The sequence below is a fragment of the Bradyrhizobium sp. KZN70725 genome (assembly GCF_055264925.1).
This window is the reverse complement of sequence record NZ_JBUYWT010000110.1, coordinates 1-9,302: the sequence shown is the minus strand read 5'-3', so window position 1 is coordinate 9,302 and position 9,302 is coordinate 1. Positions and strand designations below refer to the sequence as shown.

Genomic DNA, 9,302 nt, shown 5'->3' with positions numbered 1-9,302 from the left:
AAAACGCAAGAAAGCGAGGTCCAATACCCCGCTTTCCTGCAAAATCGAATACTACATCAAGACCAATTCTGCTTATTTCTCAAGTCAATCCGCATTCTTCACGGACGACTAAGCTTTCTCGGAGCTATCCGCACAGCTCGCTACAGGAGTAATTCCGGCTTTGACGGTCAGGGCGTCAAGCGATGGCTCGAAGGCGATCACGAAGTTCTTCGATGGAGCCAAGCTGCCGGCAAACTTTCCCACCGTTCGCATCAAGCACGAGTTCGGCTCGAAGGTGGCCATCAAGTACGCAAACCTTCAATTCGACGGCCTCTCGGAAGCGAAGACAGCGCTCTTTCAGCTTGGATTGCTGGAGAGACTCGGGATTCTCCCTGGAGGTTTCAGGCAAGGCTCTGTTCGTTCGAAAGGCGACGCCAGGCATCGACGCTACGGCCGCCTTCGAACCGCAGCGCGGGAAAGACCTGGAAGGGCTTCACGCCATCCGGGACCTTACGGCTCGGCTGGAAAACAATGCCGACGGCCTATTGAGGGTCCTGCAGTCGTGCTGTTCTACCATCAGCCGATCGACTTTGACCTTTCGTGCCCAAAGTGAGAGAGTCCGTCGCGCTTTAGCCAAGAAGCCGATTTCGTCGGAACATGAAGCCGGTCGGAGCGAACCTTCTGGCCACCTCGAGCGCGCGGCTTTCGCAACTTTCCAGCGCAATCTTCTGGGAGAGCATGACGTCTCCGATCGGCAGCTCGCCCAACGGCAGGAAACATAGCCCATGTGTCGGGCGGCCCCGTTTGTCGACCTCGCAGACGTTAGTCATGGCGCCCGCGTAGATCCTGTACTGCTTGCCGGTGTCACAGCCGACGGCCTCGAAATACCCCTTTGCCGCGAACTGGCTCCGTTGCGCCGGCGACAGCCACTCCCGCAGGAGCCGCAGCGAGCGGCCCTCCGGAGTTTTTTCGGCGCCGTGTCGTATGAGGAGAGCCCGGATGGCTTTTTTGCGCGAGCGTTGCCCCGGGCGAAACGGCCTGAATCCCAACATGGCGTGGACCGATCACCCGCCGGTCAGCCGGGGGAAGAAGATGGTTTCTTCCGCGTTCGGGTCGAATGACTGGATATGCGTGACCTGACCCGGACCCGTCCGGACCCCTGCGGTGAAGCCAGCATTGGTTAGTTCGTAGAACCGCCGCTCGGCCTTCGCCAACTCACGTGCGTCGTCGGGATTGAAAAGATGACGGCTGTCGCCGGTACGGTCCATTACGATCTGGATTGCCATGATCGTCCTCCTCGGAATGCTGATGGCCAAGGACCTGATCCATTATCCGGCCGATGCCGCGGAGTTTCAAGAGAAGAAGATGTGGTCGCAAAGCTCAACTTGATCAGTCAAAAGGCCTCCGTCGGAGTGATCCGTCGCGGAGTCTATTTGATCAGGCGGGAAAACGAGAAACCGTCACCGCGAGTTGCCGAGCCAGTGCATCGGGCAGGATCACATCGAAAGTCTCACTGAGCTTGCGGTAATACCAAATGTCCCGTCGCGCCCACCTTTGGAGCGGCGCCACAATTCGTCGCCGATGTTGCGATACAATATGAAACGGGTCATAGCGATTCCGGGTTGCCGAACACTGCTGGTGGCGATGCAGACGTAAGGGATATTTATACGCCAGATCGGCGGCCTTCAGGGTTCAGAAGCCTCTCGTCGCCCATCGGACCGCCCAAATCGGGCCGATGCCGGACTTCCGACCTGCCAAAAGAGGTTCTTAGTTCTGGAGCCTTCAGGCGCGAAATGACTTCTGTCGTCTGCATGCGCCTCATTCATTCTGCGGCTTGGCTTTTCAGTTCCGCAAATTTCGCTGCCATTGTGGGATTGCCCCTGGTCAGCTTCTTGATTGTCACGTCCTGCGCCTTGTCGTTCGCAAGGCGCAGATTGCGGTCAGCACCGATCAACGCATCCTTTGTCTTCTGCAGGTGATCGATAGACTTATCAATCTCATTGATTGCCGTCTGGAAGTGCCTGGAGGCGAGATCGTAGTTCTTCGCAAAGCCGTTCTTGAACGCCTCAAGCTGGTTTTCAAACTGTGTGATGTCGATATTCTGCGCCTTTACGAGCGCCAACTCCGTCCTGTACTTCAGTGAGTTGAGAGAAGCATTCCGCAGAAGCGTAATCATGGGAAGAAAGAACTGCGGCCGGATGACGTACATCTTCGGATAGCGGTGGAAGACGTCGACGATGCCCGCGTTGTAGAGTTCGCTGTCAGGTTCGAGCAATGAGACCAGGATGGCATACTCGCAGCCCTTCTCGTTGCGGTCCCGGTCGAGTTCCTTCAGGAAATCTTCATTCTTGCTCTTTGTCGCGGTTTTATCGCTCTCATTCTTCATTTCGAACATGATCGAAATGATCTCGGTGCCGGCCTCGTCGAAATCCCGAAAGACGTAATCGCCCTTGCTGCCGGTCCGCGCGTCGTTGTCTTTCTCGAAGTATGCCCGCGGAAAGGCCATCGACCGCACTCGGTTGAACTCAGTCTCGCAGTGCTGTTCGAGGGTCTCGCCAACCATCTTGGTCGAGAGGCGGGCCTTCATATCCTTGAGGCGATCGATCGCGTCATCACGATCCTTAATTTGCGTCTCGTACTTGTCCTTGAGCGACTGTTCAGCGAGCTGTTTTTCAAGCTGTGCCTGCCTGATGCCGTTTTTGAGCTCATCGCGCTCCTTTTCGATGGCGCCGACCGCTTCGGTCACGGCGAGCTTTTTCTCAAGCTCGACAGCCTGGAGCTTGGCCTTCAGCTCTCGGATTTCTTCTTCCTTGACGGCAGAGACTTTGCGGAGCTCGCTGGTCAAAAGCGCTTCAGCAAGCTCCGAGGCAGCCTTCTTCTCGCGTTCAGCCTGGGCAAGCGCGTTCGCGAGCGTGTCACGCTCTTTTTCCACGGCACTGAGCGCTTCCGTGACAGCGAGCTTCTGAGTAACCTCGCTGGCCTCAAGCTTGGACTTCAGATCCTGGATTTCGGCATCCTTGGCGGCCGCGGTCTTTTGCAGATCGTTGCTAAGCTTGGTCTTGGCCAACTCCACAGCGCTTTGCTTGTCGCGCTCGGCCAATTCCAGGCGCTCGTGCAATTGTTTTTCGAAATCAGCGTCACGGACCTGCTTCAGAATCTCGGCATAGCCGGATTCATCGACCTTGAAAGCCTTGTCACAGTGGGGACAGATGATCTCGTACATGTTTGTCCGAAGGTTTGGGGCAGCTGCTATCATTCAAGGGAGTTTTGGCGCCCGAAAGCGGCCTCTGCTCACCATGAGAACAAAATTAGAACGGGCCCGTTTAGAGGGTCAAGCCAGAAGCGGCGGTTTTGCGCATTTTGCGTTGGCAATCCCCCGCTTTCCGAAGCTCCAACGCTGTCGGTGGCTCCGGTGAGGCGTGGGAGATATGTCCACTTCCCCGCCGCGCCACAGAACGCTAACCGAGTGGCCCTTGCCGATAGCGTACTGACGGACGACGAACTGATACTCGGGCTTGAAGTTCGCCAGCTCCCATTGCTCCAGCATGGCAACCAGGTCTTCCATCTCCCAAAGCTTGTCAGTCACGCCAGCCGCCATCGCAGGCGTCACCTTGAGCGTCTGATGGATACGCACGAAGTTGTAGTACATCGTATGCAGAGCAATCGCTGCGGCGTGGTTCCCGACCTTCTTTGAGAAGGCGTTCGTCAATCGCGTGAAGCGGCGCATGCTGTATTACGCCTTCGATCTTTGTGGCTTGATGGGCAAGACCTGCAGAAGCTGCCGCAGATTGAACGCAAGTCGATGTTGCGGGGGCTGTTTGACGCCTATGAACTCGAACCTCCGGTTCGGTACAGCGAGCATCTTGAGGGCGATGGACAGGAATTGTTCGAGCACGCGAGCAAGCTGAAATATGAAAGCATCGTCTCGAAGAAGGCCGATGCACCTTACCGCTCGGACCGCAATGAAGGTTGGCTGAAGGTCAAAACCTTCCAACGTGAGAACTTTCCGGTGGTCGGGTTCGTCAAAGACCCGACGGGCGTCGTGGCGGCGCTCTATCTCGGCAAGCAGGAAGGCCGGGAGTTGGTCTATATGGGCAAAGTCGGCACCGGATGGTCCCGTACCGTCTCCAGCCAAATTCGCGAGCAACTCGACACGGTCGTTAGTCCGAAGTCGAAGCTGACCAAGCCGGTCAAGAAGCCAAAGGCGACATGGGTTGAGCCGAAGTTCTGCGCGGATGTTGAGTACCGGGATATTACGGCCGAAGGACTGCTCCGACCTAGCTCGTTCAAGGGGCTGTCGAAGCGATAGGAACGCGCATCCGGCAACTTCCTTGTGCCACTTCAGCTTCCGAAGCGAACAGCATTTCATTGAAGCCGGTTGAAAGTCAGCGCAATTTCCAGGATAATTGGCATTTATTGCGAGAAAATGGGGCTGATTATGGCTGAGCTACCATTGCCGGAAACTCAATACGCCCAGAGTGGGGAATTCAATATTGCTTATCAAGTTATGGGGGACGGACCTATCGATGTGGTTTTGGTTCCGGGCATCATCTCGCACATCGAGTATCAGCACGAATTGCCGGGCTACACGCGCTTTCTTAAGCGGCTCGCTAAATTCGCCCGTGTCGTAACCTTTGACAAAAGAGGGCAAGGTCTATCGGATCGCTTGGCGGACGTGCCATCGCTCGAAGAACGGATTGACGATGTTCGCGCTATTATGGACGCGATCAATTCGCGAAAAGCCGCTCTGATTGGTTTTTCAGAGGGAGCAGCTATGAGCACCATGTTCGCAACCGCTTACCCTGATCGCGTCACTCACCTAGTCCTTTTTGGAGGGCTGGCTCGCATTTTCCGACTTGCTGCCGCCAAACCTCAGCCCGGAGGTTATGCAAGAGCGCTTGGCGAACCTAGTGAAACGTTGGGGAAATGGCGATTTTTTGAGAAATGTCTTCGCCAGTGAAGCGAACAATCCCGACGCGATCGCGCGGATAGCCAAGTTCGAAAAGTTTGGTTGCAGTCCGGGCGCATTGAAATCCTATCTCCTTTCAAATAGGCGGATAGACATAACCCCTATCCTTCCCGCCGTTCGCACTCCGACGCTCGTATTACACCGAGCAACTGATGCTCAAGTTCCTGTAAGGCTCGGGCGTCAATTGGCCGATGGCATTCCGGGCGCGAAATACATTGAGTATCCCTCCGGTGATCACGCGTTTTGGACCGGAAGTATTGACCAAGTTGTAAGAGATATCGAAGAATTTCTCATCGGGCACCGCGTCGGTGACGACTACGATTTGGAGCGCGTTCTTGCGACAGTACTGTTCACAGACATCGTTGATTCAACGAACCGCGCTTCACAAGCCGGCGATCATCGTTGGCGCGACCTCCTAGACAGCCATGACGACGTTTCGAGCAGGCTTATTAGCAAGCACCGCGGAAATTTGGTGAAGAGCACGGGCGACGGCGTTCTTGCAACTTTTGACGGTCCTGGTAGAGCCGTGCGGTGCGCTCTGGCACTCAGCGAGGAAGCCGAAAATATCGGCTTGCCTGTTCGAGCGGGTCTTCATTGTGGAGAGGTCGAGATCAGAGGTAACGATATTGGTGGCATCGCCGTGCATGCCGCCGCTCGCGTTATGTCTCAATCATCGAGAAGCGAGGTTCTCGTATCCCGCGTCGTTACCGATCTCGTCGCGGGTACGGACCTAAAGTTTGCTGGGCGTGGATCGTATCAGTTGAAAGGACTTCCGGGAAAATGGGAGCTTTTCGCCGCCAGCAGATGACGGAACCCGCGCGAAGTGCAGACCAGCACAGAAATATGGCCATCGCAGCCCATGCTCATCTCGCGAGGGGGCGGGCATTCTCAAAAGCGAAGGCCCCGGCGCTTTCACGCCGGAGCCCATCTGAGATCATGAGGCACGAGTACATCCGTCGCGGCCCTCCGATCAACTAGGGCTGATTTACTATCCGATCTTGCGCAAGATGTGACACCGGCGCGGCATTGAGATGATCAAGTTCAGCGCGAAACCGGCTCGCCGCCATTTCGCGTTTGCGCCAATCAGCCCGCCGCCGATGCTCAACCGCCAACGCTTTGCGCGCGGCCACGTCCCGGAAATCTCATCGATCTCGGCGCCGCATAAAGGTCATTCTGCCTTTTAAAGCACTTTAGCATGAACCTGGACCACGCCACGATCCGTAATGCCCAAGCTGCGCGCAGCGCCAAGTGAAAGGTCGAGGACGCGACCGCGAACCCTTGGTCCGCGGTCGGTGATACGAACCACCACAGATTTTCTGCTCGTAAGATCAGTGACGTGAACTCTGGTGCCGAACGGCAGGCTGCGATGCGCTGCTGTCAGCGCATCCCGATTGAACGGAGAACCACTGGCTGTCTTTCCTTTCGTGTATGAGTAGAACGAGGCTTTTCCGGAAAGCACTCGATTGAAAGATCGAGTCCCCGAGCGAACTCCCGTCTCACTTGTCGGCTCTTGTCCGCTCGGTGGTTGCAGTTGTGGCTCATCCTTCTTTGTCTGGTCAGGTCTCTCAGGAGCGGGCTCTGCATGAGCCTTTGGAATGACGGACCACCTGTCGTCGAAGGACTGCGCGACAGCAGGGGGCGCCTGAATTGCGATCAACGTCGGGACTGTTGCAATCGCGATCATTCCAGAAAGCGGACGCATGATCGGCCTCACTCAATATTTAAAACAACAACAGATCAATGCAAACTTATGAAGTGTGTTCCTGCACACGCAGAGGGTCACGGGCCGGAAAGTGAGTGCATACCGATATTTCCGAATTGTGACGCACTGCAGCACGCATTTATCCGCCGCAGCGCATCACGTTGAGCGGCCTGACAGGGCTGGCGTCTCTGGCGACGCGGGCACCAAGAGCCGTCATCGGCGCGCCAATGAGGACGCCCCGATTGCTGCACTTGATCTAGTGCACTTCCTGGCAAGGCTACGGCACACATGCGGCTCGAAAGCGTTTGGCCGCCTCCTCGCGCTTACGCCAGTCGGCCCGACGCCGACGCTCAACCGCCAGCGCCTTCTGCGCCTCCACATCCCGAATGATCTGATCGATCTCCGCGCCATCCAGCGTCCGCTTGATGCGCAGAACCACAGACAACGCCATCACGACATCGCCGTATGGCATTAGCAAATCAAACATAACCGCGAGCGTTCGGCCAAGTTGGCTGACCGACCGCAAAACAGCCACAACGCTAAAGCGGACATCGGCCCGGCTGGGCATCCCATACGATCCGTCGTACAATAGCATTGAGGTTGGATCGCGGGGCCATGGTGCAAGAGAGGCCAGGTCGGATAGAGCGCAGGCTGTCGGCCATAATGGCCGCCGATGTCGCCGGTTATTCGCGGCTCATGCACAGCAACGAAGAGGCGACGCATGCAAAATTGGCGAGTCTTCTTGCCGACGGCGTCGCGCCTGCGATCTCAGAGCACGGTGGCCGTATTGTGAAGAATACCGGCGACGGGTTCTTGGCAGAGTTTCCGAGCGCGGTCGAAGCGGTTCGAGCCGCATTGCGGTTTCAATCCCGCATCCACGAACTTACGGCTGCCGATCCGGAAGAAGGCCGTATCGCCTTCCGCGTGGGCGTCAATATCGGCGACGTAATCGTCGAGCCCCACGACATATTCGGAGACGGCGTCAATATTGCTGCGCGCCTTGAAAGCATCTCAGAGCCGGGCGGCATTTGCATCTCGTCTTCCGCCTATGATCAGGTCCGAGGAAAAGTCCGCGTTGAATTCATCGACCTCGGTGAGCAAAACCTCAAAAACATTGCCCGACCGGTCCGAGCGTACGCAGCCGTTCTGGATGCGCGCAGTTCGAAGGCGCGGGGTGACGCGATCAGATCGCGTTCTTTATCGCCACCGCGCCTTTCAATCATTGTACTGCCTTTCGCCAATCTTAGCGGCGATCCGGAGCAGGACTATTTCGCGGACGGCGTAACCGAGAACCTAACCACCGATCTATCGCGCATTGGCGGATCGTTCGTTATCGGCCGACACACAGCATTCACCTACAAGAATAAAGCACTCGATCTCAGGAAGATTGGCCGCGAGTTGAAAGTCCGGTACGTCCTCGAAGGCTCCGTGCAACGTAGCGGTAGCCGCGTTCGCGTAAACGTACAGCTAGTTGATGCTGAAACGAGCAATCATCTGTGGGCTGACCGCTTCGACAAGTCTGTAGCCGATTTGTTCGACATGCAGGACGAGATCGTATCAAGGCTCGCGAACGCAATAAGCGCACAACTCGTTGTGGCGGAGGCACGGCGGGCGGAGCGCTCGCCGCATCCGGATGCAACGGATCTAATCTTTCAGGGCCGCGCTTGCTTTTACAAAGGGCCGACGCCCAAGCGTATGGCACAGGCGCGCGACCTTTTCGAGCGTGCGCTAGCGATTAACCAGCGAAGTGTGGGAGCACTGCTTGGCTTGGCAAGCGTTGATCTAGCTGCTGGAGCCGCCCTACTAACTGACGACAGAGCCACGCGCCTACTGGCAGCCGAAGCATCTGCAATTAAGGCGCTTGCACTGGCGCCCGAATATGCGGAAGCGCATTTAGCATTAGGTTTGGCTTATGTTCTCACAAATCGCGCACTCCCTGGCATTGCCGAATGTCAGCAAGCGCTGCTGCTCAACCGTAATCTGGCTGATGCTCATACGGCTATAGGTCTGGGCAAGCTGTTTTCCGGGCAAGCTGGCGACACAGAAGGCCATATACTGGAAGCGCTTCGGCTGTCGCCGCGTGACCTGAGCGTGTATTGGTGGACCTATTGCGTAGGTAGAGCCAAAGTGCAACTCAGCGCAGATGCTGAAGCCGCAACCTGGCTTCGACGAAGCATCGAAAGCAATCGGAACTTTCCCCTCGCCCATTTTGTGTTGGCCGCCGCTTTCGCGTTGATGGACGTTAAAGCTGAGGCGCAGAGCGCCGCAAAAGCCGGCCTTGCAATCGATCCCAGCTTTACCATCCGGCGCATGCTCGCGGGCTCATCGAGCGATGATCCCGCATACATCGCGGGGCGGGAACGACTACTCAAAGGTATGCGGCTGGCCGGTGTTCCTGAGGGCTAATGAGATATAAAAGGCCCCGCGCTTTACGCACGGGGCCTTTCGAGACCATCAGGCGCAGGTACGTCCGCCACGCCTTTCGATCAAGCCTATCGCTGACTAAACCACCCGATCATAAGCCGGCCGGGACAGCGACAGGGCACTAGTGGCTCGTCACAGTGATTTTGACGGTTTGATACCGAGCCAGCTTAGGATCGGCAAGTTCTCTGGCGGCACGAGGATTTCGATGCTTCTGGGGATATCGGCTCG

At 56.7% G+C, this 9,302-nt stretch carries 10 protein-coding genes and 1 pseudogene; 5 read left to right on the top strand and 6 right to left on the bottom strand.

Going from position 1 to position 9,302, the window contains the following annotated elements:
• Nucleotides 1-608: 608 nt before the first annotated feature.
• From ACZBJS_RS41140 to ACZBJS_RS41125, 4 genes and pseudogenes are all read right to left on the bottom strand, one after another.
• Nucleotides 609-1,031 (bottom strand): hypothetical protein, encoded by a 423-nt coding sequence (locus ACZBJS_RS41140; protein ID WP_316398205.1) that lies wholly within the window; start codon nt 1,029-1,031, stop codon nt 609-611.
• A gap of 12 nt (nt 1,032-1,043) precedes the next feature.
• A complete protein-coding gene (locus tag ACZBJS_RS41135) occupies nt 1,044-1,265 on the bottom strand; it encodes a hypothetical protein (RefSeq protein ID WP_316398204.1) in 222 nt (73 codons plus the stop codon).
• 536 nt (nt 1,266-1,801) lie between these two features.
• Nucleotides 1,802-3,202: a DUF2130 domain-containing protein gene (locus tag ACZBJS_RS41130; protein ID WP_316398203.1), complete on the bottom strand. Its 1,401-nt coding sequence runs from the start codon at nt 3,200-3,202 to the stop codon at nt 1,802-1,804.
• A gap of 108 nt (nt 3,203-3,310) precedes the next feature.
• Nucleotides 3,311-3,706, bottom strand: a pseudogene (locus ACZBJS_RS41125) (hypothetical protein); the annotation flags it as partial.
• A 21-nt stretch (nt 3,707-3,727) separates the two neighbouring features.
• Between ACZBJS_RS41125 and ACZBJS_RS41120 the strand changes: the two are divergent.
• The 4 genes from ACZBJS_RS41120 (at nt 3,728) to ACZBJS_RS41105 (ending at nt 6,132) form a co-directional block, all read left to right on the top strand.
• Nucleotides 3,728-4,288: an ATP dependent DNA ligase gene (locus ACZBJS_RS41120; protein ID WP_316398202.1), complete on the top strand. Its 561-nt coding sequence runs from the start codon at nt 3,728-3,730 to the stop codon at nt 4,286-4,288.
• Between the two features lie 69 nt (nt 4,289-4,357).
• Nucleotides 4,358-4,939, top strand: a complete 582-nt coding sequence (locus ACZBJS_RS41115; protein ID WP_316398201.1) for an alpha/beta fold hydrolase — start codon at nt 4,358-4,360, stop codon at nt 4,937-4,939.
• The gene (locus tag ACZBJS_RS41110; RefSeq protein ID WP_316398200.1) at nt 4,890-5,756 is read left to right on the top strand and encodes an adenylate/guanylate cyclase domain-containing protein; all 867 of its coding nucleotides are present in this window, start codon (nt 4,890-4,892) and stop codon (nt 5,754-5,756) included. Before ACZBJS_RS41115 ends, ACZBJS_RS41110 begins: the two co-directional genes overlap by 50 nt.
• Before the next feature lie 223 nt (nt 5,757-5,979).
• Complete coding sequence (locus tag ACZBJS_RS41105; protein WP_316398214.1) at nt 5,980-6,132, top strand: hypothetical protein; 153 nt, start codon at nt 5,980-5,982, stop codon at nt 6,130-6,132.
• Here the strand turns inward: ACZBJS_RS41105 and ACZBJS_RS41100 are convergent.
• On the bottom strand, nt 6,129-6,632 hold the full coding sequence (locus tag ACZBJS_RS41100; protein ID WP_410469799.1) for a septal ring lytic transglycosylase RlpA family protein: 504 nt from the start codon (nt 6,630-6,632) through the stop codon (nt 6,129-6,131). The genes ACZBJS_RS41105 and ACZBJS_RS41100 overlap by 4 nt on opposite strands.
• A 295-nt stretch (nt 6,633-6,927) precedes the next feature.
• Nucleotides 6,928-7,218, bottom strand: a complete 291-nt coding sequence (locus tag ACZBJS_RS41095) for a hypothetical protein (protein ID WP_316398199.1) — start codon at nt 7,216-7,218, stop codon at nt 6,928-6,930.
• A gap of 47 nt (nt 7,219-7,265) precedes the next feature.
• Between ACZBJS_RS41095 and ACZBJS_RS41090 the strand changes: the two genes are divergently transcribed.
• Entirely contained in the window at nt 7,266-9,056 is a 1,791-nt protein-coding gene (locus ACZBJS_RS41090; protein WP_316398198.1) for an adenylate/guanylate cyclase domain-containing protein, read from the top strand.
• The last annotated feature ends 246 nt before the right edge of the window (nt 9,057-9,302 follow it).